Below are 21,665 nucleotides of genomic sequence, written 5' to 3' on the forward strand. Positions count from 1 at the left end.
ATTGTTCATCAGGCTTCGTCGACGACACCGTTGCGCAAAGCTCCGATGCCTTCGGCCGCGACCTCGACGACGTCGCCGGGCTTGAGATAACGCGGCGGATCGAACCGCGCGCCGGCACCCGTCGGCGTGCCCGTGACGATGATGTCGCCGGGGACGAGCGTTGCGAAGGTCGAGATATAGCTGATGAGATAACGGAACGGAAACATCAGCCGGCTGGTACGATCGTCCTGCCTCAGCTCACCGTTGACATGCGTGGTGAGACGGATGTCCGCGATCTGCGCTTCCCTTGTGTACGGCACGAGCCAAGGCCCGAGGCTGCCGCTGGAATCAAAGTTCTTGCCTTGCGTGACGTTGAACTTGGCGTGGCGCAGCCAGTCGCGCACCGAGCCTTCGTTGCAGAGCGTGAGCGCGGCGATGTGGTCGAGCGCCGCGCTTTCCGAAATGTGCCGGCCGGGTTTGCCGATCACCAGCACGATCTCGCCTTCGTAGTCGAGCTGGCTCGATGCACGCGGGCGCACCAGCGGCGTGTCGTGGCCGACGAAGGAGCGGGGCGAGCGCATGAACATGCTCGGATATTTCGGCGCGTCCTGGCCGTCCTTGTACTCGGCGTTGCGGTCGGGATAGTTGACGCCGATGCAGATGATCTTCTCCGGCGTCGGCACCGGCGGCAGCCAAATGATATCCGAGAGCGCGTGATCCGGCGAACGGCCGGCGGCTTCCTCGGCAAGGCTTGCGAGCTTTCCGGCCGCGATCACCTCGCGCAGCGTCGGATAGTCCTTGCCGTAGCGGGGGGAGAGATCGACGATGCCGCCTTCGAGGACGGCGCCGTAGCGGATGTCACCCTTGACGGAATAGGTGGCGAGGCGAGGGAGCTTCATTAGTCAGCCACCAGCACGTCGGCGACAAACTTCGGCTCGCGCACCGCCTGGCCCGTGAAGGGCGAGCCCTGCTCGAACCAGGAGCGCGGCGCCGGTGCGCCCCACAGCGTCTGGCGGCGCGGATCGCGCAGCGACCAGCGCAGCGGCTCGTGGTCGTGATCGCCGGTAAAATAGTCGCTGGTGTAGAGCTCGAGGCGATGTCCGTCGGGATCGCGCACGTAGAGGAAGAACGCGTTCGAGATGCCGTGACGTCCCGGACCGCGTTCGATGTTCTTCACGAAACCCTGCGAGGCCATGACGTCGCAGAGATGGATGATGTTCATCGCCGTCGGCGTCCAGTACGCGAAATGGTGCAGGCGAGGGCCCTTGCCGTTGGTGATCGCGAAATCGTGGACGTTGCCCTTGCGATGCATCCAGGCTGCGGCGATGCGACCGTTCGGTCCATCCTCCTCGGCATATTCGGTGAGACGGAAGCCGAGCCGCGCATAGAATTCGACGGTGTCCTGTACCTCGGCGGCGAAGACATTGAAATGGTCGAGCCGCTGCGGGTGGCACCCCCTGTAGAGGTCGTAGCGGCGGAGCAGATGCGGCCGGCGCTCCATCGACGCATAGAGCTCGATCTGGAAGCCGAAGGGGTCGGTGAACTGCAGCGTGCGGCCCTGGAAGGGCTGGTCGACGAACGCGTAGCTCAAACCGTTCTCGGAGAGGAAGGCAGCGGCCTTGTCGAGATCCCCGTCGTTGCCGACCTTGAATCCCAGCCGCGCGCAGGCCGGCACTGCGGCCTTCCGCAGCACCAGCGAGTGATGCTGATGCTCTTCGGCGGCGCGCAGGTAGACGACATTGTTGTCGGCATCCTCGACATGCAGGCCGACGGTGGTCTCGTAGAACTCGCGGCTCAGCTTCAGATCGGTCACGTCGAGCACGACGTGGCTGGAGCGAATGATGTTGAACGGCGGCTCGAAGATGTGTTGCGGTACGGGCATTGGCGTTTCCCCTCTCGTCTCGTCATCCCGGGATGGCCCGCAGGGCCAGGCCCGGGATCCATAACCCCGGCTGGTGAATATGGATTCCGGGCTCGCGACTTCGTCGCGCCCCGGAATGACCGTTTCCCTAAATTCCCAGTTTTTGAATCTTGTGCGTGCCCCGCGCCAGCGAGACGTGCTTGGTTTCCATGTAGAAGTCGAACGAGTAGTCGCCGCCGTCGCGGCCGATGCCCGAGGCCTTCATGCCGCCGAACGGCGTCGGCAGATGGCGGACGTTCTCCGAGTTCAGCCAGATCATGCCGGCCTCGAGCGCGTCGGCAACGCGCAACGCGCGGCCGACGTCATTGGTCCAGACATAGCCGGTCAGGCCATAGCGGATGTCGTTGGCGATCTCGATCGCCTGTGCCTCGTCCTTGAACGGCAGCACGGTGAGGAAGGGGCCGAACACCTCCTCCTGCGCCACGCGCATCTTGCCGCTCGCGCCGGTGACCAGCGTCGGCTCGACATAATGCCCGCCGCCGGGGCCGTCATAGGCCTTGCCGCCGACCGCGATGGTCGCGCCGTCCTGCCGCGCGACGTCGAAATAGGAGCAGACCTTTGCCAAATGGCGTTCGTGGATCAGCGGCCCGATCTCGGTGGCGGGATCGAGGGGATGGCCGACTTTCAGCGCCTTCACGCGCGCCGTCAGCTTCTCCACGAACTTGTCCGCGATGCTCTGCTGGATCAGCAGGCGGCTCGACGAGGTGCAGCGCTCGCCGTTGAGCGAGTAGATCATGAACACGACGGCATCGAGCGCGCGATCGAGATCGGCGTCGTCGAACACGATCACCGGATTCTTGCCGCCGAGCTCGAAATGCACGCGCTTCAGGGTGGGCGCGCCCTGAACCATGATCGCCGAGCCCGTCGCGCTTTCGCCGACGAAGCCGATCGCCTTGATCGCGGGATGCTCGGTCAGCGCCTTGCCGGCCTCCTCGCCAAAACCGTGGACGGTGTTGAGCACGCCGTCGGGCACGCCGGCTTCCTTGACCAGTCTCGCGAGGATGGAAGCCGTCACCGGCGACCACTCGGCCGGTTTGTGCACGACGGTGCAGCCGGCCGCCAGCGCTGGCGCGATCTTCCAGGTCGAGAGCATGAACGGCGTGTTCCACGGCGTGATCACGCCGACCGGGCCGATCGGCACGCGGGTGGAGATATTCCAGTGCTCGTCGCTCGGCGTGTTGAGGCCGTCGCGCGCCTCAGCGCATTTGTCGGCGAAGAAACGGAAGTTTTCGGCGGCGCGGATCGCGGCCTTGGCCATGAAGCGATAGGCCTGGCCGGTGTCGATGCATTCGAGCACTGCGATGTCGTCGGCATTGTCCTCGATCGCGTCCGCGACGCGATGCAGCAGCTTGCGCCGCATCGCCGGTCCCATGTCGCGCCACGACTTGAAGGCGAGGGAAGCGGCCGTGGCCGCTGCGTCGATGTCCTCGGCGTTACCGCGCGCAACGGTTGCGAGCACCGCGCCATCGACTGGCGACCTCGTCTCGAAGGTCTCGCCGGAAATCGAGGCGACGGTCTTGCCGTCGATCATGTGACCGATGCCGTCGGCGCGCAGCTTCTTCAGCAGCGGCGCGACGCGGTCGCGATTGGCTTGGAACACATCGGATTTCGGCGTGGGCTTATCCATTTGCGGCCTCCACTTTCAGGGCGTCGTGGATGTTGTTGCGCTTCCAGCTCGTGTCCTTGTCGTTGATCTGCATGTCGAAGGACAAAGCGAACTTGCTGGCGGCGAAGACGGGATCGAGATGTTTTGACAGCGCCTGGAAGACGTGCTCGCCGGCCTTCTGCCGCGTCGGAAGATCGCGGCCCTCGCCGATGCGCAGCACCATGTCGAGGAAGCCGTAATCCTGCCGCGCATCCGCGATCGCATAATGCTCGCACCTGACGGCGCGGACGCGGATGCCGCCGAGCGGGAAGATGCCGGTCTCGACCGCAGCCTTGCGCACGACCTCGCAGACCGCGCCGATGTCGAGACGGCTGTCGAGATTGGCCGAATATTCGATCGTGAAATGCGGCATCGCGGTTTCACTCCCTGTATTTTTATCGTTCAGGCGAAGTAGCAGCTGACCGAGCCGTAGGCGCCATAATCCGCCTGAATTGTGTCGCCCTTGCGGGTCTCGATCGGACGGATGAAGGACCCCGCGAGCACGACCTGTCCCGGCTCCAGCGCAAGGCCAAGCGGCGCGATCTTGTTGGCGAGCCAGGCCACGGCTGTCGCAGGGTGATTGAGCACGCCGGCGGCAAGCCCGGTTTCTTCCAACTGTCCATTCTTGAAACACAGCGCGCCGATCCAGCGCAAATCCGCGTCGAGCGGACGGATCGGCCGTCCCCCGAGCACGATGCCGGCATTCGCCGCATTGTCGGCAATGGTGTCGTAGATTTTGCGCGTCGCCTTGGTCTTGGGATCGACGCGCTCGATCCGCGTGTCCAGGATTTCCAGCGCCGGCACGACGAAGTCGGTGGCGTTGAGCACGTCGAACATCGTGCAGTCCGGCCCAGACAAGCGCTTGCTCATGACGAAGGCGAGCTCGGCTTCGACGCGCGTGGCGATGAAGCGCTCGGTCGGGACGAGGCCGCCATCGGCGAAGAACATGTCGTCGAGCAGCACGCCGGAATCAGGCTCGTCGATATTGAGCGCGCTCTGCATCGCCTTCGAGGTCAGGCCGATCTTGTGGCCCTTGACGACGCGCCCCTCGGCGACCTTGACGTCGACCCATGCCTTCTGAATCGCGTAGGCATCGGCGATGGTGATGTCGGGGAAATCCCGCGAGAGCTGCCGGATCTGCACGCGGGTCTTTTCCGCCTGGTGCAGACGCCTCGCGCAAGCTTGGATATCGTCGTTGGAAAGCGCCATTGGCGGTCTACCAAAATCGTGGTGCCGGGAAATGCTTAACATGTTAAGTGAATGCGTCAAACGGAAATTGGCTTGCTGCACCGCAAACGTTTTGCGATCTGAAAGGGCGTCATGACGAAGAGACCGGCCGATCCCGCGAACGGACAAGCGGCTGCCGCGCGACAAGTGCCGATGCGCGACTTCTCGCGCTCGCTGCCGATGTCGCTGCTGAGGGCACGCGAAGCCGTGATGCGGCAGTTTCGCCCCAATCTGCGCGAGCACGGCCTGACTGAGCAGCAATGGCGCATCCTGCGCGCGCTCGCCTCGATCGAGGCGGCGGAGGTGACGGAACTCGCGCGCACCGCATTTCTCCTCGGTCCCAGCCTGTCGCGCATCCTGCGCGATCTCGAGGCGCGCAATCTGATCGAGCGCAAGACCGCCAAGACTGACCAGCGCCGCAGCATGGTCTCGATCTCGAAGGAGGGTGTGAAGCTGATGGCGCTGGTCGCGCCGTCCTCGGAAGCGATCTATGCCGAGATCACGCAGCGCTTCGGCGCGCGCAAGCTCGCCGAGTTGCAGGAAATGCTCGGACAGTTGGAGTTGTGCCTTGCTTCCACCGGCACGAGTGACGACGTCACGGATGAGACGTAACGGCAAATTTGCATGATGACTTGCTCGCTGCGCATGACTGTCGTCTTTGCCTAAAGCGCGAGCAGCGCGCGCGATGCGAAATGCGCGAAAAGCCCTCTGGAAATCGCCGAGAATAGATCATCGCTGCTGGTGTTAGTCACAAGCGGGCGCGCGTTCTCCGCACTTAGTCGATGACATCTCAATATCAATTTACTCACGCCGGGAGAATCCGTAAGTAGCATCCGGCTCTGTATTCAGTAACAAAGCCAAACCAAGAAGGGCCGACAAGGAAGCCCGGCCCCAGGGAGGAATGAATGAGACTGACGAGACGCGATTTTGCGGCCGGAATTGCTGCCGGCATTGCCGCGCCATACCTCATCAAGAGCGCAAATGCGCAGGGCGCCACCATCAAGATCGGCATGTGCGCGCCCGTCACGGGTCCCGCCGCTGAATCCGGCGGCTATGCCATCAAGGGCGCCAAGCTCGCGCTCGAGGCCGTCAACAAGGCCGGCGGTATCCTGGGGAAGCAGGGTGAGTTGATCGTCGAGGACGACCAGACCACCAATCCCGGCATCGTGCTCGCATTCTCCAAGCTCGCCGCACAGTCCGACATCGTCGGGTTCCTCGGCTCGATCCGCTCGACCCAGGTGCACGCGATGGCGCCCGACGTTATCAAGCTCGGCAAGCCGGTGATGATCGGCGGCACCGATCCGAACCTCACCCATATGGGCAATCAGTGGCTGTTCCGCTGCCGCCCCAATGACAGCTATTCCGGCCGCGTCATCGCCGAATACGGCGTCAACACGCTGGCGAAGAAGAAATGGGCCGTGCTGCACTCGACCGACGCGTTCGGCACCGCCGGCGGCAAGGCGCTGACGGAAGCGCTGACCAAGCTGGGCGCGCCGCCCGTGCTCGATCAGGGCTACGCCAACCAGAGCCAGGATTTCACCCCGGTCGTGCTCGCGATCAAGCAGTCGGGCGCCGACATCCTCGGATCCTACTTCACCTTCGAGAACGACCTCGGCATCTTCGCCCGCCAGCTCCGTCAGCTCGGCGTCAACATTCCGTGGGTCGGTTCGCCCTCGATCGTCAACATCACCGCGCTGAAGCTCGCCGGCCCCGCGCTCTACAACACCTATGGCGTCGCCGACTATGCCGAGGATTCCAGCGAAGGCTCCAAGGCATTCGGCAAGATCTACCGCGATGCGGTCAAGGTCGCGCCCGACAACCAGAGCTCCTGGACGTTCGATGCGATCAACGTGCTGGCGCAGGCCATCAACAATGCCGGCTCGACCGATCCCGCCAAGATCCGCGAAGCCATCCTGGCAACCAAGAAGTTCGCCGGTGCCGAAGGCGAATACAATTTCGACCAGAACGGCGATGGTCTGCACGGCTATAACATCGTGAAGAACGACAAGGGCACCATCGTCTTCGACAAGCACATCGAGTTCAACGACTGACGTTGAAACGACCTCCCCGATGCCGGTCGGGGAGGTCGTGACGTCCTTTGTCGAACCTATCCGATCTCCAACAGAACGCTTGTCATGGATCTCGCCCTCCAATTGCTCTTTACCGGCATCGGTATCGGCGCCGTCTACGCGCTCGTCGCGCTCGGCTTCGTGCTGATCTTCCGTGCCACCAACGTGGTGAACTTCGCCCAGGGCGAGTTCTCCATGGTCGCGGCCTATCTGATGGTCGTCGCGGTCGAGGCCGGTCTGCCCTATTGGGCGGCCTTCATCGTCGCGCTGCTCGGCATGGCACTGCTCGGTGTCATCTTCAATCTCGGCGTCTATTATCCGCTGCGCCACCGCACCTATCTGCCCGTGATCATCGCCACCATCGGCGCTTCGATCCTGCTGGCGAACTCCGTGCTCGCGATCTACGGCCCGCAGCCGCAGGTGCTGCAGGGCTGGTTCGATACACCGGGCATTCAGCTCGGCCCGGTCTATCTCGACAGCCAGTATCTCTTGATCATCGGCGTCACGATCTGCCTCGTGATCTTCAATTTCTGGTTCTTCGAGAAGACGCTGCTCGGCAAGAAGCTGCAGGCGACCTCGCAGGACAAGGAGATGGCCTCGCTGCTCGGCATCTCCGTGTCCACCATGATCATGATCACCTTCATCTATTCGGCTGTGCTCGGCGGCCTTGCCGGCATCCTCGTCGCACCCGTGCTGTTCGTCTCGATCCAGATGGGCTCGACCATCGCGCTGAAGGCGTTCGCGGCCACCATCATCGGCGGCTTCGGCGACGTCGCCGGCGCCATCATTGGCGGTCTCGCGCTCGGCGTGATCGAGACGTTTGGCGCGGCCTACATTTCGGTGCCCTACAAGGACGGCTTTGCCTTCCTGGTGCTGGTCGCCTTCCTGATCTTCCGGCCGCAGGGCATCTTCGGCGAACGCGTGGCGGAAAAAGCATGAGCGCTCCCAGCGACAACATGCCGATCCCGGCACCCGCCATCCATTCGAAGCCGCTGCTGGTCCGGCATTTGCCTTACTTTATCGGCGCAGCGATCCTGGTCGCGCTCGCCGCGACCATGCGCTTCGACGGGTACGTCCACAACATCCTGCTGCAGGCCACCACGTTCTCGATCGCGGTGTTCGGCCTCTCGGTCGTGCTCGGCCTGTGCGGCCAGATCAATCTGGCGCAGGCCGCGTTCTTCGGCCTCGGCGCCTACGCGGTCGGCATCGGCACGACCGACCTGCATGTCAGCTTCTGGCTCTGCCTCGTCGGCGGCTGCCTGATCTCGCTGCTCGCGGGTGCCTTCCTCGGCATGTCGACCTTGCGGCTCGGCGGCCATTACCTCGCGATGGTGACGATCTCGTTCCAGCAGATCGTGACGCTGGTCATGATCAACGCGATCTGGCTGACGCACGGTCCCGACGGCGTGCCCAACATCAAGCGCCCGGAGCTGTTCCAGTCGTCGCAGAGCTATCTCGCCTTCTGCGTCGCGATGCTGGCGATCGTCGGCTACCTCGTCTGGCATCTCGCCGACACCAAGCTCGGTCGCGCCATGCGTGCCGTGCGCGATAACGAGCTTGCGGCCGGCGTCAACGGCATCGACGTCTTCCGCACCAAGATCTACGCGTTCGCGCTGTGCGCGCTGCTCGGCGGCCTCGCGGGCGGCCTGTTCGCCGGCGGTTTCGCCTATGTCAGCCCCGATCAATTCTCCTTCGCGGAATCGATCGTGTTCCTGACCATGTCGCTGCTCGGCGGCGTGGCTTCGCCGATCGGATCTGCGATCGGCACCGGCCTGCTGATCCTGATCCCGGAATGGCTGCGCTTTCTCAAGAGCGTGCCGGGCCTGTATCTCGCGATCTACGGCCTGTTCGTGATCCTGATCATCCGCTTCATGCCCGACGGCATCTGGGGCTTTGTCGCCGATGCCTTCACGCGCTGGCGCGCCAAGACCAAGGCACCTCCGGTCGCGGCCGCGCTGCAGTTGAAGCCTGCGACGATCGGTGGCGATACGGTGCTGGAAGTCACCGGCCTGTCGAAGCATTTCGGTGGCCTCAAGGCCGTCGACGGCGTCGATATCGCGGTGAAGCGCGGCGGCGTGCATGCGCTGATCGGGCCGAACGGCTCGGGCAAGACCACGACGCTCAACGTGCTCTCGGGTCTCTATGAGGCCACCGCAGGCAAGATCGTGCTCGACGGGACCGACATCACCCACATGCCGCCGCATCAGCGCACGGCTGCGGGCCTGGGGCGCACCTTCCAGAACATCCGCCTGTTCCGCTCGATGACGGCGCTTGAAAACGTCGAGATCGGCGCGGAGCGGCCCGGCAACACCATGGTCGGGAAGGGCGACGACGCCCTGACCGAGCGTGCGATGGAGGCGCTCACCTTCGTCGGTCTCGGCAGCCGTGCCAACGAGCTGATTTCGAGCTTCTCCTACGGCCATCAGCGCCTGATCGAGATCGCGCGTGCGCTCGCCTCGAACCCGACGCTGCTGCTGCTCGACGAGCCCGCGGCCGGCTTGAACTCGACCGAGAAGCTGGAGCTGCACGAGCTGCTGAAGCGTATCGCCGCGCAGGGCCTCACCATCCTGATCATCGATCACGACATGACGCTGGTCTCGGAAGCGGCCCAGCACATCACCGTGCTCAACTTCGGACGCCGCATCGCGGACGGCGAATCCATGGCCGTGCTGCGTCATCCCGACGTCGTCTCCGCCTATCTCGGGAGCGAATGATGCCGTTGCTCGAAATCCGCAACCTTGTCGTGCGCTACGGCGAGATCGAAGCGCTGCGCGGCGTCACCTGCGCCGTGGAGCAGGGGCAGGTGGTGACGCTGCTGGGCGCCAACGGCGCCGGCAAGTCCACGACCCTGCGCGCCATCTCCGGCCTCGCCAAGCCGACCTCCGGCGACATCATGTTCGACGGCAAGTCGATCGCGGGCCTCGGCCCGGAGGCCATAGTCCGCATGGGCATCAGCCACGTGCCCGAGGGACGCCGCGTCTTCCCGGGACTCACAGTGAAAGAGAACATCATGCTCGGCGCGTCCAACCGCCGGGCTTCGACCTCGGAGATCTCGCGCGAGGCCGATGCGATGTTCGACCTGTTCCCGGATATCCGCAAGTTCACCAATGCGCTCGGCTGGACCTTGTCCGGCGGCCAGTTGCAGATGGTGGCGGTCGCGCGCGGGCTCATGGCCAAGCCGCGGCTGTTGCTGCTCGATGAGCCGTCGCTCGGCCTTGCACCGGTCATCGTGCAGGCCGTGTTCAAGATCATCTCCGAGATCCGCCGCAACACCACGGTCTTGCTGGTCGAGCAGAACGCGCGCATGGGCCTGTCGGTGGCCGATTACGGCTATGTGCTCGAGACCGGCCGCATCGTGCTCGGCGGCAAGCCCGACGAGCTCTGGGGCAATGAAGCGATCCGCGCCGCCTATCTCGGCGGCCATGCCAAGGCGAGTGCTTGACCGGTTCCGTCATCGGGATGCCGTTTCCGGGCGGAAAACCCCGGCCGAGCGCCTTGGGAGGCATCCCCTTGCCGGACGAACCCGGGCGGCGATACTGTCGCCGCCCGCAAGGCAGCATCCAGTGGACCAGCGCATAGGTCTTGCGTCATTGCGAGCGTAGCGCGGCGAGCCGGTTCGCGGTAACAGCGAGGTCGTGCTGTCGCGGCGCTCGTCATGGTGACGAAGGCTCAAACAACGAAGAAGGAAGGCAACGTGGCGAACAAGGTCAAGGAAATCTGGAAGTCGGGCAAGGCCGTGGTCAACGCGTGGCTGGCGATACCCTCCGGCTTCTCGGCCGAAATGGTCGCGCAATGCGGCTTCGACAGCGTCACGGTGGACATGCAACACGGCGTGCAGGACTATCTGTCGATGGTGCAGTGCTTCCAGGCCATGGACAAGCACCCGGTCACCCCGATGGTCCGCGTGCCCTGGAACGAGCCCGGCATCATCGGCAAGGTGCTCGACGGCGGCGCCTATGGCGTGATCTGCCCGATGGTCAACACGGCGCAGGAAGCCAGGAACCTCGTCTCCTATTCGAAGTATCCGCCACAGGGCGTCCGCTCCAACGGCCCGATCCGCGCCGGCATGTACGGCACCGCCGGCTCCTATCAGAAGACCGCGAATGCCGACACCATCCTGCTGCCGATGATGGAGACGAAGACCGCGGTCGAGAACATGGAAGCGATCCTCGATGTCGAGGGTATCGACGGCGTCTATATCGGCCCGTCCGACCTCGGCTTCTCCTACGGCCTCGAGCCCAAGCTCGACCGCAGCGAGCCCGAGATTCTCGCGATCTACGAGAAGATCATCAAGGAATGCGGCAAGCGCGGCCTCAACCCGGGCATCCATTGCAGCGGCGCGGAAGGTGCAGCGCGCGCCATCAACATGGGCTTCAAGCTGGTGACGCTCTCGAACGAGGTCGGCCTGATGACGACCTACGCCAAGATGCAGGTCAACGCGACCCGCAAGGATTCCGGCGGCAAGGCCTGACAACTCGCGAATGGCGAATGGGGAGTAGCGAATGGTGCTGCTCCCCTTTTCCATTCGCCACTCGCTACTCACTATTCGCCGAAGGAGAGACCCATGACCATCAGCCCCGTCATCCGCCTGCATCCCGATGATGGCGTGCTGATCGCGCGCGCGAGCCTGCCGCCGGGGACGGTGGTCGCCGACGGCGTGACCACGGTCGAGCGCATTCCCTCCGGCCACAAGGTCGCGATCAAGCCGATCGCGGTGGGCGAGCCCGTCATCCGCTACGGCCAGATCATCGGCTTTGCGACCATTCCGATCGCGCCGGGCCAGCACGTGCACGTGCAGAATTGCGGCATGGGCGATTTCGCCAAGGACTATGCCTATTGCGCCGACGTCAAGCCGACGCCGAATTTCGACCTGCCGGCGACCTTCGAAGGCATCCGCCGTCCCGATGGCCGCGTCGCCACGCGCAACTATATCGGCATCCTGACCTCGGTGAATTGCAGCGCGCATGTCGCAAGCCTCGTCGCCGACGTCTTCAAGAAGAATCCCTTCACCGGCGACAATCCGCTGGCCGAATTCCCCAATGTCGACGGTGTCGTCGCGCTGACCCACAAGACCGGCTGCGGCATGACGCAGAACGAGCCGTTGGCGCTGCTCCGCCGCACGCTCGGCGGCTACGCGCGGCACGTCAATTTCTCCCACGTCATCGTGCTCGGCCTCGGCTGCGAGGTGAACCAGATCGGCGGGCTGATGGAAGAGCAGAAGCTCGCCGGCCGCCTGCGCGCGATGGACATCCAGGAAGTCGGCGGCACCCGCAAGACGGTCGAGGCCGGCATCGCCTTCGTGCGCGAGGCGCTTGGCGACGCCAACAAGGTCAAGCGCGAGAGCGTGCCCGCGAGTGAGCTCACGGTCGCCCTGCAATGCGGCGGCTCCGACGGCTATTCCGGCGTGTCGGCGAACCCGGCGCTGGGTGCGGCGAGCGATCTCATCGTGCGCCACGGCGGCACAGTGATCCTGTCGGAAACGCCCGAGACCTACGGCGCCGAGCACCTGTTGACGCGCCGCGCCGTCAGCCGTGAGGTCGGCGAGAAGCTGGTCGACCTGATGCGCTGGTGGGACGAATACACCGAGCGCGAAGGCGCCGAGATGAACGCCAATCCGAGCCCCGGCAACAAGGCCGGCGGCCTCACCACGATTCTGGAGAAATCGCTCGGCGCGATGGCCAAGGCCGGCACCACCAACCTCGTCGAGGTGCTGCGCTATGCCGAGCCGATCACCAAGAAGGGTTTTGTCTTCATGGACACGCCCGGCTACGACCCTGTCGCGGCAACCGGGCAGGTCGCCGGCGGCGCCAATCTGGTCTGCTTCACCACCGGCCGCGGCAGCGTGTTCGGCTGCAAGCCCGCGCCCTCGATCAAGCTCGCCACCAACACGCCCATGTACAAGCGCATGGAAGAGGATATGGACGTCAATTGCGGCACCATCCTCGAAGGCGAGGAGAGCGTGCAGGAGTGCGGCCAGCGCATCTTCGATCTCATCCTGAAGACCGCCTCGGGCCAGCCGACCAAGAGCGAGAGCTTCGATTTCGGCGGCGCCGAGTTCGCGCCCTGGGTGCTCGGCGCGACGATGTAATCGCGCCGGACGCACCTCGCTGCGGAAATATGCAGGACGCGCGAGGATTCAAGAAAGCCTTGTCTCGCAATGTTTTCTTGAGACGGGAGGATCGTTGAGGGGCCTCAGGCAAGCTCCCATCAATCCTCCCGGAGAAACGGTACCCGACCGGTACCGTTTCTCGAACCGGCCGCAGGGCCGGGAAGTGCCAACACATCGGTGGGCAGATCGAGATGTTGGATGACGACGAAGTTGGCGAAGGTGGCGCGGCCGTATTGGTCTGGAGATCCGCGCATTGTGCGGCTTGCGGACGATGTCGAAGGGAAGTGGGCCGTTGTCGAGGTTCGGTCTCGCGAAGTGGAGACCGAGCTGCAGCGCAGGCACTTCGGCATCTATGTGCCGCGGTACTCGGAGACGGTCATCGCCAAGAGCCGAAAGGTCCTGAAACGGGGCCCGATGTTTCCAGGCTACGTTTTCGTGTTCCTGTGGAGCGTTCCCGGGAACTACGGCAGGTTAGCGTCGATCGAGGGAGCCAGTGTGGTCGGCTCGCTGAACGATGAAGAGATCAACCTCGTGCAGGCGGTCGAGAACGGGCAGCGCTGGACCTCTGCAGCGGACAAGAAACGACTGCATCACAACAAATGCGCGAGCACGAAGCGGTTGGAAAGTTGTATGGTCCAACTTCGCTCCATTGACGCCGCAAAACGGAATCAGGCATTGCGAAGACTTCTTGGCCTCCCTAGTACCGGCTCCAGGTGAGCAAGCGGAACGGATGTAGGCGGTTCGAAGCGAAACAGAGCTTCATCAATCCCTCAATGTGTCCTAAGGCGGCTCGAGCTGAGATGTCAGGTCGGGTCCTTGATGTCCGGGTAGACCGTTCCGTGGATTGCTTTTTAGCGAAACAAGGTCGTAGCGTGGCGCCAAGTAGGTCGAGGATCTGGGGCGGCGCCTAGGCCCCCGATGCGACAGCAGCTCTTGAAGCTACTGCGTGCCGGAGTCTACGCCATAGGTCCGATACTTTTGGCTGATCGTCGAGTCCGCCGCTATCGCCGCCTCAACATCTTGCTTGCCGCTTCCCTCACTTATCTTCTCCTTGGCAAGACCTCGTCCATATAGCGATGACGCTCGACCTCTTTGAAATGAGAGTGCCTTGTCATAGTCGGCAATAGCATCGTCCCACCGACCCGATTTGAGATGCGTAAGCGCACGGCTGTCTAACACGTACGGATCATTCGGTTGGAGCTTGAGCGCCTCGTTGCAATCAGACAACGCCTCCTGAAGCTCGGCTCCGATGATCGTTCGGGCCCAGCATCGGTTGTTCCATGGGATCGGATCAAGTTTATCGAGTTTGATGGCTTCGCTGCAGTCGGTGACTGCACGGGCAAACTCGTTCATTTTTAAGTCTACGTTACACCGTCCCACGAATGCGTTAGAGTTCTGAGCATCCAGGCGGATTGCGAGATCGTAGTTTTCTATCGCCGTGTGAAGATCCTTGGTGCTCCCGGCGCTGCCGAGCGCGTTACCCAATCCCAGGAAATATTTCGTCTGCATCGGATCAAGCGCAATCGCGCGGCGGCAGTCGGCTGCCGCCTTCTCGAAATCGCTGACACCTTTACCTTGAGGATCCCCAGTCATCGGCCCTTCGGCACGTTTTCCTCGGGCGTTATATGCGAAGCAGCGGTTGTTAAACGCTCTGGCGTACTGCGGATCTAGCGCAATCGCTTGGGTGTAGTCGTCGATCGCCTTATCATATTGGCCCAAGCTTGTCTCGATATTGCCCCTGTTGTACAGCGCGATAGGATTGCTCGGAACGATTTTTATCGCGCTATCAAAGTCTTTGAGAGCCTTGTTGTAGTCTCCTCTTTTCTCATAGGCATTGCCTCTCAGGATATAGGCTTGCGACTTGGCGCCCGCCGACCCGTCTCCAGACTCCAGAAAAGTCGAACATGCAGAGATAGCGGTGGCGGCATCTTCCTGGAAGCACGCGGAGAGATCTCCTGCCGATATCGCAACGCGGGACGAGAATGAGCTTGCAAGCGCGACGACAAGCAAAGCCGCAACCTTGTCGGGCCTTCGTCGCATTCGGCGGTTGGCACATGCCGACCGCGCAGAAAGCGTTTTCACTTTGCTGAAGAGCCCAGCAGGCGCCAGAGATGAGAGTCTATTCATTGCGCACCTCCGGTAGTGAGGCAACCGCATCTCTACTGTACACCCAAATCGGGCTAGCGCGCACGTTCTACTGAAACGAATTTGCTGCGGCCACCTCAGTCAATATCGCAATTTTACGGGTCGGGGCGATCGTTTGGCTGGAGCGAATTATAGGTTCCGCGACGCGGCAGCTTATTCACCTCGATCCTTGAAACGTCGATCTGTTTGTACAGAGGATCGATTTTCATCTTGTTATTGGTGTGCCCCCAAAACTTCCACCACGGGATTGTTGTCTCGGTCAAATCTAACTTTGCGACCCATTCAGTTTCGGGAAAGGAAATGTCTATCGTTGGAAACGCTCGGGCGGTTTCCTCGGGTATTTTCAATGTTACTAGGCTACCATTGTGAGACAGATTGCTGGGATCTGCCTTCAACTCCATGATGCGCAACAGCTGGTCTGTCGGCGCAACAACTCTGGTGCCGTCAAGGAAGTACAACCTGCCTGTGATCTCCCAATAGGGCTTGCCTAGATTTGCGATATCCTTGGTTGCCGTACCCACCAGCTGATACATGAGCAGAAAGAGCACGACGAAATAGACGGCGACGGCTCCAGCGGCATTTAGCTTGAGATCCGTTCCAGGCACTTTGCCGGAAGCGAAGATGATCATCTCGGGGCAGACGCGATGGAAAATCATCGCCGGAACCAAGGGAATTGCTATCCAGGCCGTCGCCAAGAAAAAGGTCGCAAATAGAGGAAGCATGAGAGTCTCCATCATGAAGCTCTCGGGTCAAACTCTAAAATGCCGCTGGCAGCCGCGCTGCTAGCTACTTTGGATCAGCCAGTGCGTAGGACACCGCAGGGCTGATCGGGGCACAGAGGCCGCCGAAAACAAATAGGCCTACAATCAATGCGAACAGAAGCGATTTCATTTCACGCCTCCATTGGTGGAAACCAGTGATCCTAGTGCACCTGCTCGTCAATCGCAAGTAGCACTCCTCAAGCTTATAGCCCTCAATTTGCGTGGCGAATGTGACCTACTTCACTTTCCTCAAACTCTCTGCGGACCGCTGATCTCGCGGCGGTTCAGTCGAGAACGTCGCGACTGCCGAAAGGCTTGGCGCAACACCGCCGACGGGTCCCTCCAGCGAAAATCCGGCCACGAGTAGGCAATCCTACAGGCTCCCGCGTAACCGCACGTGTTCTCGTGCTCACTTATGATTAATAATTCCTGTCGTAATCCTTGTGCGATGCGAGCCCGACTCCTTTCGGGGGACGTTCGCCCTTCGACAGGATTCGTCAACGATGACGCATGCGGTACGGCCAACTGGCGTGGAAAATCTCCTCGGTGAAGAGGAGCTGATCGTCTCGAAGACCGATCTGAAAGGCCGCATCACCTACGCCAACGACGTCTTCGTCCGCATGGCCAAATATTCCTACGCGGAGCTGATGGGCGCGCCCCACAGCATGATCCGTCATCCCGACATGCCGCGCTGCGTCTTCAAGCTGCTCTGGGACACGCTCCAGTCCAAGCAGGAGATCTTCGCCTACGTCGTCAATCTGGCGAAGGACGGCAGCCATTACTGGGTGTTTGCCCACGTCACGCCGACCTTCGACGAACGCGGCAATATCGTCGGCTACCACTCCAACCGCCGCAAGCCGGATCCGGCGCAGATCGAGCGTATCAAGCCGATCTACAAGACGCTGTGCGCGGAAGAGGCGCGGCACGCCAATGCCAAGGACGGCATGCGCGCGAGCTTCGATGCGATGGTCGGACTACTGAAGCAACAGGGTGTCGGTTACGATGAATTTGTGCTCTCTCTCTAAGGCGCAGGGAGCGACCGCGCTCGCGTGTGTTCTTGCTGTCGTTGCGTTCGCCCTCTCGCTTCTCGGCGTGACGGGAATTGCCGGTGCGGCACTGCTCGGTGCGACCGTCGCGCTGCTCGGCTACGCGGTCTGGTGCCAGCATCGCACGGCGATCGCCGTCGATGAGGTCGCCGATGTCTGCCGCAAGGCGGCGCGCGGTGATCTCGAAGCTCGCATCCTGAGCGATCGTCAGGCCGGACGGATCGGGGCGATCCAGAAATCCGTCAACGACATGCTCGACATCACCGATGCCTACCTGCGCGAGGCCTCGGCATCGATGGACTATGCCAGCCGCGGCAAGCATTTCCGAAAGATCCTCGCGCGCGGTCTGCCCGGCTCGTTCCGCCGTTCGGCCGTCGTCATCAATGCCGGCACCGACAGCCTCGGTCGCCGCGTCGTCGAGATCGCCGACCTCGCAAAACAGTTCGGCACGCATCTCGACCAGGTCGCGGGCACGCTGATGGGCGCCGCGACCGATCTCGAAACCGACGCCGGCCAGATGGCGGCGGCAGCCGAGAAGACCAGCCGGCAGACCTCGGGTGTGCTCAGCGCCTCCGACCAGGCCTCGCGCAACGTCGCGACCGTCGCCAGCGCCGCCGAGCAGCTCGCGTCCTCGATCGCCGAGATCGGCCGCCAGGTGACCGGCTCGACCGCGAGCACGGGACGTGCGGTGAACGAGGCCAACCGCGCCGGCAGCGAGATCCGCACGCTCGCGGACGCCGCGATGCGGATCGGCGACGTCGTCAAGCTGATCAGCGAGATCGCCTCGCAGACCAACCTTCTGGCGCTCAACGCCACCATCGAGGCGGCGCGGGCAGGCGAGGCCGGCCGCGGCTTTGCGGTGGTGGCCGCCGAGGTCAAGAGCCTCGCCAACCAGACCGCGAAGGCGACTGAAGAGATCAGCGCCAAGGTCGGCGAGATGCAGCAATCGACCACCAATTCGGTCACGGCCGTCGAGGCGATCGCGCAGACCATTGCCGAGATCAACGGCATTACCGCCTCAATCGCGACCTCGATCGAGCAGCAGGGTCTCGCCACCCGCGAGATCGCCCGCAACGTCCAGGAAGCCTCGGCCGGCACCTCGCGGGTCTCTTCCAACGTCACCGGCATCAGCGAAGCCGCCGCCGACACCGGCCGCGTCGCCAGCCGCGTCAACAGCGCCTCCGAGCGCGTCCACGGCGAAGTCGAGACGCTCCGCCGCGAGGTGACGCAGTTTTTGCAGCGGCTGACCTCGGCGGCATGAGGCCGCGCCGCGAAAGTAGTACGTAGATCCACAAGAGGTCGTCATGCCCGGGACTAGCCCGGCCATGACGCCGTGGAGGCTTCAGGGCGCCAAACTCCTACCTGCTAGGTGGTCGCTCCGAGGACAACGGGGATACTTCCTAGGCACCCTCTGCCCGTTGTTAGTGCTTGATCGCATTGACGTCAGGTGTTCTGCTCAAAAAAGCTGCTGGAGCACCGCACCCCGTGTCGATCTACGTCGCATTACACCACGTCACGCACTACAAATACGACCGCCCGATCGATCTTGGCCCGCAGACCATCCGCCTGCGGCCGGCGCCGCATACGCGCACGCCGATCCTTAGCTATTCGCTCAAGGTCACGCCAGCCAACCACTTCGTGAACTGGCAGCAGGATCCGCAGGGCAACTGGCTCGCCCGCTACGTCTTTCCGGAGAAGACCACCGAGCTGAAATTCGAGGTCGACTTCACGGCGCAGATGACCGTGGTCAACCCGTTCGACTTCTTCGTCGAGCCCTACGCCGACAGCTTTCCGTTCGAGTATCCGAAGGATCTCAAGACCGAGCTCGCGCCCTATCTCGAGACCATCAAGCCCGATCGCCTGTTCGCGAAATATCTCGACACGATCCCGCACGATGCGCCCAACACCGTCAACTTCCTGGTCGATCTCAACAGGGAGCTGCAGAAGAAGATCCGCTACATCATCCGGATGGAGCCGGGCGTGCAGACGCCGGAGGAGACGCTGACCTCCTGCGCCGGCTCGTGCCGCGACTCCGCCTGGCTCCTGATCCAGACTTTCCGTCATCTCGGCCTCGCCGCGCGTTTCGTCTCCGGCTATCTGATTCAGATCCGCCCCGACATCGATCCGATCGAGGGACCACCCGAGGTCGAAAACGATTTCACCGACCTGCACGCCTGGGCGGAAGTCTATCTGCCGGGCGCCGGCTGGATCGGGTTCGACGCCACCTCCGGCATGCTCGCGGGCGAGGGGCATATCCCTGTTGCCGCGACACCGCATTATCGCTCGGCGGCGCCGATCTCCGGCGGCGCCGGCTTTGCCGAGGTCGAGTTCGCGTTCGACATGAGCGTCAAGCGCATCCGCGAGGCGCCGCGCATCACAAAGCCGTTCTCGGACGAATCCTGGGCGCGGCTCAACGATCTCGGCGAGCAGGTCGACGGCGATCTCGCCGCGCAGGACGTGCGGCTCACCATGGGCGGCGAGCCGACCTTCGTTTCGGTCGACGATCTCGAAGCGGGCGAGTGGAATACGGAAGCGGTCGGCCCGACCAAGCGCGCGCTCGGCGACGATCTGATCCGGCGCCTGCGCGATCGCTTCGCGCCCGGCGGCTTGCTGCATTATGGCCAGGGCAAATGGTATCCGGGCGAGAGCCTGCCGCGCTGGGCCTTCGGGCTCTACTGGCGCAAGGACGGCGTGCCGATCTGGAAGAACGCCGACCTCATCGCCAAGATCGAGAATCCGCGGCGGCCCGAGGTCAGGGATGCCGAAGCCTTCATGGAAGGCACCGCCGCGCGGCTCGGCCTCGACCACGGCTACATCATGCCGGCCTATGAGGATCCGGCCTATTGGCTGAAGAAGGAAGCCGAGCTTCCCGTTAACGTCGATCCCGCCGATTCCAAACTGTCCGATCCCGAGGCGCGCGCCCGCATGGCGCGGGTGTTCGACGAGGGCCTGAACACGCCACGCGGCTTCGTGCTGCCGATCCAGCGCTGGAATGCGCCGCCGCGCTGGCGCAGCGAACGCTGGCCGCTCCGGCGCACTCACCTGTTTCTGATGCCGGGCGATTCACCGCTCGGTCTGCGCTTGCCGATCGGCTCGCTCGGCTACGTGCCGCCCAATCAATATCCCTACATCATCGAGCAGGACCCGATGGAGTCGCGTGGCAAGCTGCCGGTGTTCACGGCTCCCGCGCGCCCGAAATCGCCGCCGCGGGAGGCGCCCGAGAAGCTCAACACGTCCGTCCCCGTCCGCACCGCGATGTCGATCGAAGTCCGCGACGGCGTGATCTGCGCGTTCATGCCGCCGGTCGAGCGTATCGAGGATTATCTCGAACTGGTCGCGGCGCTCGAAGCCACGGCCGAGGAGATGCAGCTCCAGGTCCATGTCGAGGGCTATCCGCCGCCGTTCGATCCGCGCATCGAGGTGATCAAGGTGACGCCGGACCCTGGCGTGATCGAGGTCAACATCCAGCCGGCCAAGAGCTGGCGCGATGCGGTCGAGATCACCTCCGGCCTTTATGAGGACGCGGCCAAGGTGCGCCTCGGCGCCAACCGCTTCCTGGTCGACGGCCGCCACACCGGCACCGGCGGCGGCAATCACGTCGTGGTCGGCGGCTCGAGCCCGCAGGACTCGCCGTTCCTGCGCCGTCCTGATCTCCTGAAGAGCCTCGTGCTGTACTGGCAGCGGCATCCGTCGCTGTCCTATTTCTTCTCCGGCCTGTTCATCGGCCCGACCAGCCAGGCGCCGCGCATTGACGAAGCCCGCCACGACAGCATCTACGAGCTCGAGATCGCGCTCTCGCACGTGCCGCCGCCGGGCTACCAGACGCCCCTTTGGCTGGTGGACCGGCTGTTCCGGCATCTGCTCGTCGACATCACCGGCAACACCCACCGCGCCGAGATCTGCATCGACAAGCTGTATTCGCCGGAGGGCCCAACCGGCCGGCTCGGCCTCGTCGAATTCCGCGCGCTCGAGATGCCGCCCGATCCGCGCATGTCGCTCGCACAGCAGCTTCTGATCCGCGCGCTGATCGCGAAGATGTGGCGCGAGCCGCAACAGGGCAAGTTCGTGCGCTGGGGCACCGCGCTGCATGACCGCTTCATGCTGCCGCATTTCATCTGGGAAGATTTTCTCGACGTGCTCACCGAGCTGAAGGCGTTCGGCTATCCGTTCGAGCCGGAATGGTATCTGGCCCAGCTCGAGTTCCGCTTCCCCGCCTTCGGCCGCATCCATCATGGCGGCGTGACGCTGGAGCTGCGGCAGGCGCTCGAGCCCTGGCACGTGCTGGGCGAGGAGGGCTCGGCCGGCGGCACGGTGCGCTATGTCGACTCCTCGGTCGAGCGGCTCCAGGTCAAGGCGGAAGGCTTTGTCGAAGGCCGCCACATCGTCACCTGCAACGGCCGCCGCTTGCCGATGACCTCGACCGGCCGCTCGGCCGAGGCCGTGGCCGGCGTCCGCTTCAAGGCCTGGCAGCCGGCCTCCGGCCTGCATCCGACCATTCCGGTCCACGCGCCGCTGACCTTCGACCTGATCGACACCTGGAACGGCCGTTCGCTCGGCGGCTGCGTCTACCACGTCGCCCATCCCGGCGGCCGCAGCTACGACACCAAGCCGGTCAACACCTATGAGGCCGAGGCGAGGCGGCTGGCGCGCTTCCAGGACCACGGCCATACGCCGGGTCCAATGCAGCCGCCGCCCGAGGAACGCACAAATGAGTTTCCGCTGACCCTCGACTTGCGGACCCCGCTCCTGCAATGAGTATGATG

At 63.4% G+C, this 21,665-nt stretch carries 18 protein-coding genes; 11 read left to right on the forward strand and 7 right to left on the reverse strand.

The genetic code is table 11. The features are described 5' to 3' along the window. Nucleotides 1-8: 8 nt before the first annotated feature. The 5 genes from RAD16_RS08715 to hpaH all read right to left on the reverse strand — a co-directional run bounded on the left by RAD16_RS08715 (nt 9) and on the right by hpaH (nt 4,754). Entirely contained in the window at nt 9-878 is an 870-nt protein-coding gene (locus RAD16_RS08715) for a fumarylacetoacetate hydrolase family protein (RefSeq protein ID WP_458157470.1), read from the reverse strand. Continuing rightward, nucleotides 878-1,861, reverse strand: a complete 984-nt coding sequence (gene hpaD / locus RAD16_RS08720; protein WP_458157471.1) for a 3,4-dihydroxyphenylacetate 2,3-dioxygenase — start codon at nt 1,859-1,861, stop codon at nt 878-880. Before hpaD ends, RAD16_RS08715 begins: the two co-directional genes overlap by 1 nt. Nucleotides 1,862-1,988: 127 nt before the next feature. Then, the gene (gene hpaE / locus RAD16_RS08725) at nt 1,989-3,527 is read right to left on the reverse strand and encodes a 5-carboxymethyl-2-hydroxymuconate semialdehyde dehydrogenase (protein WP_458157472.1); all 1,539 of its coding nucleotides are present in this window, start codon (nt 3,525-3,527) and stop codon (nt 1,989-1,991) included. Continuing rightward, nucleotides 3,520-3,918 (reverse strand): 5-carboxymethyl-2-hydroxymuconate isomerase, encoded by a 399-nt coding sequence (locus RAD16_RS08730; protein ID WP_458157473.1) that lies wholly within the window; start codon nt 3,916-3,918, stop codon nt 3,520-3,522. Before RAD16_RS08730 ends, hpaE begins: the two co-directional genes overlap by 8 nt. Nucleotides 3,919-3,947: 29 nt before the next feature. After that, on the reverse strand, nt 3,948-4,754 hold the full coding sequence (gene hpaH, locus RAD16_RS08735) for a 2-oxo-hept-4-ene-1,7-dioate hydratase (protein ID WP_458157474.1): 807 nt from the start codon (nt 4,752-4,754) through the stop codon (nt 3,948-3,950). Nucleotides 4,755-4,865: 111 nt separating this feature from the next. Here hpaH and hpaR point away from each other — a divergent pair, with 111 nt between their 5' ends. From hpaR to RAD16_RS08775, 8 genes are all read left to right on the forward strand, one after another. After that, nucleotides 4,866-5,384 (forward strand): homoprotocatechuate degradation operon regulator HpaR, encoded by a 519-nt coding sequence (gene hpaR / locus RAD16_RS08740; RefSeq protein ID WP_458157475.1) that lies wholly within the window; start codon nt 4,866-4,868, stop codon nt 5,382-5,384. Nucleotides 5,385-5,677: 293 nt separating this feature from the next. Continuing rightward, nucleotides 5,678-6,823 carry an ABC transporter substrate-binding protein gene (locus RAD16_RS08745; RefSeq protein ID WP_458157476.1) on the forward strand — a complete coding sequence of 382 codons (1,146 nt, stop codon included), beginning with the start codon at nt 5,678-5,680 and terminating at the stop codon, nt 6,821-6,823. An 84-nt stretch (nt 6,824-6,907) separates the two neighbouring features. Then, on the forward strand, nt 6,908-7,780 hold the full coding sequence (locus RAD16_RS08750; protein WP_458157477.1) for a branched-chain amino acid ABC transporter permease: 873 nt from the start codon (nt 6,908-6,910) through the stop codon (nt 7,778-7,780). Then, entirely contained in the window at nt 7,777-9,555 is a 1,779-nt protein-coding gene (locus RAD16_RS08755) for a branched-chain amino acid ABC transporter ATP-binding protein/permease (RefSeq protein WP_458157478.1), read from the forward strand. Before RAD16_RS08750 ends, RAD16_RS08755 begins: the two co-directional genes overlap by 4 nt. Continuing rightward, entirely contained in the window at nt 9,555-10,283 is a 729-nt protein-coding gene (locus RAD16_RS08760) for an ABC transporter ATP-binding protein (RefSeq protein ID WP_458157479.1), read from the forward strand. The genes RAD16_RS08755 and RAD16_RS08760 overlap by 1 nt, the downstream gene beginning before the upstream one ends. 252 nt (nt 10,284-10,535) lie before the next feature. Continuing rightward, on the forward strand, nt 10,536-11,312 hold the full coding sequence (locus RAD16_RS08765) for an HpcH/HpaI aldolase family protein (protein ID WP_458157480.1): 777 nt from the start codon (nt 10,536-10,538) through the stop codon (nt 11,310-11,312). 93 nt (nt 11,313-11,405) lie between these two features. Then, on the forward strand, nt 11,406-12,929 hold the full coding sequence (locus tag RAD16_RS08770; RefSeq protein WP_458157481.1) for a UxaA family hydrolase: 1,524 nt from the start codon (nt 11,406-11,408) through the stop codon (nt 12,927-12,929). Between the two features lie 219 nt (nt 12,930-13,148). Further along, nucleotides 13,149-13,667, forward strand: a complete 519-nt coding sequence (locus RAD16_RS08775; RefSeq protein ID WP_458157482.1) for a transcription termination/antitermination NusG family protein — start codon at nt 13,149-13,151, stop codon at nt 13,665-13,667. Between the two features lie 222 nt (nt 13,668-13,889). On the opposite strand, the gene RAD16_RS08780 is transcribed toward RAD16_RS08775, so the two are convergent. Both RAD16_RS08780 and RAD16_RS08785 read right to left on the reverse strand, forming a co-directional pair. Continuing rightward, nucleotides 13,890-15,077: a tetratricopeptide repeat protein gene (locus RAD16_RS08780; RefSeq protein ID WP_458157483.1), complete on the reverse strand. Its 1,188-nt coding sequence runs from the start codon at nt 15,075-15,077 to the stop codon at nt 13,890-13,892. A 113-nt stretch (nt 15,078-15,190) separates the two neighbouring features. After that, entirely contained in the window at nt 15,191-15,832 is a 642-nt protein-coding gene (locus RAD16_RS08785) for a hypothetical protein (RefSeq protein WP_458157484.1), read from the reverse strand. A gap of 527 nt (nt 15,833-16,359) precedes the next feature. Here RAD16_RS08785 and RAD16_RS08790 point away from each other — a divergent pair. The 3 genes from RAD16_RS08790 (at nt 16,360) to RAD16_RS08800 (ending at nt 21,657) form a co-directional block, all read left to right on the forward strand. Next, the gene (locus tag RAD16_RS08790; RefSeq protein ID WP_326899553.1) at nt 16,360-16,881 is read left to right on the forward strand and encodes a PAS domain-containing protein; all 522 of its coding nucleotides are present in this window, start codon (nt 16,360-16,362) and stop codon (nt 16,879-16,881) included. Continuing rightward, nucleotides 16,859-18,163 (forward strand): methyl-accepting chemotaxis protein, encoded by a 1,305-nt coding sequence (locus RAD16_RS08795; protein ID WP_458157485.1) that lies wholly within the window; start codon nt 16,859-16,861, stop codon nt 18,161-18,163. Before RAD16_RS08790 ends, RAD16_RS08795 begins: the two co-directional genes overlap by 23 nt. 224 nt (nt 18,164-18,387) lie before the next feature. Then, complete coding sequence (locus RAD16_RS08800) at nt 18,388-21,657, forward strand: transglutaminase family protein (RefSeq protein ID WP_458157486.1); 3,270 nt, start codon at nt 18,388-18,390, stop codon at nt 21,655-21,657. Nucleotides 21,658-21,665: the final 8 nt, after the last annotated feature.

It is taken from the genome of Bradyrhizobium sp. 18BD (genome assembly GCF_054185225.1).

What these genes read in the sequence shown, in the direction of transcription:
- RAD16_RS08715 (WP_458157470.1), bottom strand. Translation starts at nt 878, where the DNA reads ATGAAGCTCCCTCGCCTCGCCACCTATTCCGTCAAGGGTGACATCCGC.
- hpaD (WP_458157471.1), bottom strand. Translation starts at nt 1,861, where the DNA reads ATGCCCGTACCGCAACACATCTTCGAGCCGCCGTTCAACATCATTCGC.
- hpaE (WP_458157472.1), bottom strand. Translation starts at nt 3,527, where the DNA reads ATGGATAAGCCCACGCCGAAATCCGATGTGTTCCAAGCCAATCGCGAC.
- RAD16_RS08730 (WP_458157473.1), bottom strand. Translation starts at nt 3,918, where the DNA reads ATGCCGCATTTCACGATCGAATATTCGGCCAATCTCGACAGCCGTCTC.
- hpaH (WP_458157474.1), bottom strand. Translation starts at nt 4,754, where the DNA reads ATGGCGCTTTCCAACGACGATATCCAAGCTTGCGCGAGGCGTCTGCAC.
- hpaR (WP_458157475.1), top strand. Translation starts at nt 4,866, where the DNA reads ATGACGAAGAGACCGGCCGATCCCGCGAACGGACAAGCGGCTGCCGCG.
- RAD16_RS08745 (WP_458157476.1), top strand. Translation starts at nt 5,678, where the DNA reads ATGAGACTGACGAGACGCGATTTTGCGGCCGGAATTGCTGCCGGCATT.
- RAD16_RS08750 (WP_458157477.1), top strand. Translation starts at nt 6,908, where the DNA reads ATGGATCTCGCCCTCCAATTGCTCTTTACCGGCATCGGTATCGGCGCC.
- RAD16_RS08755 (WP_458157478.1), top strand. Translation starts at nt 7,777, where the DNA reads ATGAGCGCTCCCAGCGACAACATGCCGATCCCGGCACCCGCCATCCAT.
- RAD16_RS08760 (WP_458157479.1), top strand. Translation starts at nt 9,555, where the DNA reads ATGCCGTTGCTCGAAATCCGCAACCTTGTCGTGCGCTACGGCGAGATC.
- RAD16_RS08770 (WP_458157481.1), top strand. Translation starts at nt 11,406, where the DNA reads ATGACCATCAGCCCCGTCATCCGCCTGCATCCCGATGATGGCGTGCTG.
- RAD16_RS08775 (WP_458157482.1), top strand. Translation starts at nt 13,149, where the DNA reads ATGACGACGAAGTTGGCGAAGGTGGCGCGGCCGTATTGGTCTGGAGAT.
- RAD16_RS08780 (WP_458157483.1), bottom strand. Translation starts at nt 15,077, where the DNA reads ATGAATAGACTCTCATCTCTGGCGCCTGCTGGGCTCTTCAGCAAAGTG.
- RAD16_RS08785 (WP_458157484.1), bottom strand. Translation starts at nt 15,832, where the DNA reads ATGATGGAGACTCTCATGCTTCCTCTATTTGCGACCTTTTTCTTGGCG.
- RAD16_RS08790 (WP_326899553.1), top strand. Translation starts at nt 16,360, where the DNA reads ATGACGCATGCGGTACGGCCAACTGGCGTGGAAAATCTCCTCGGTGAA.
- RAD16_RS08795 (WP_458157485.1), top strand. Translation starts at nt 16,859, where the DNA reads ATGAATTTGTGCTCTCTCTCTAAGGCGCAGGGAGCGACCGCGCTCGCG.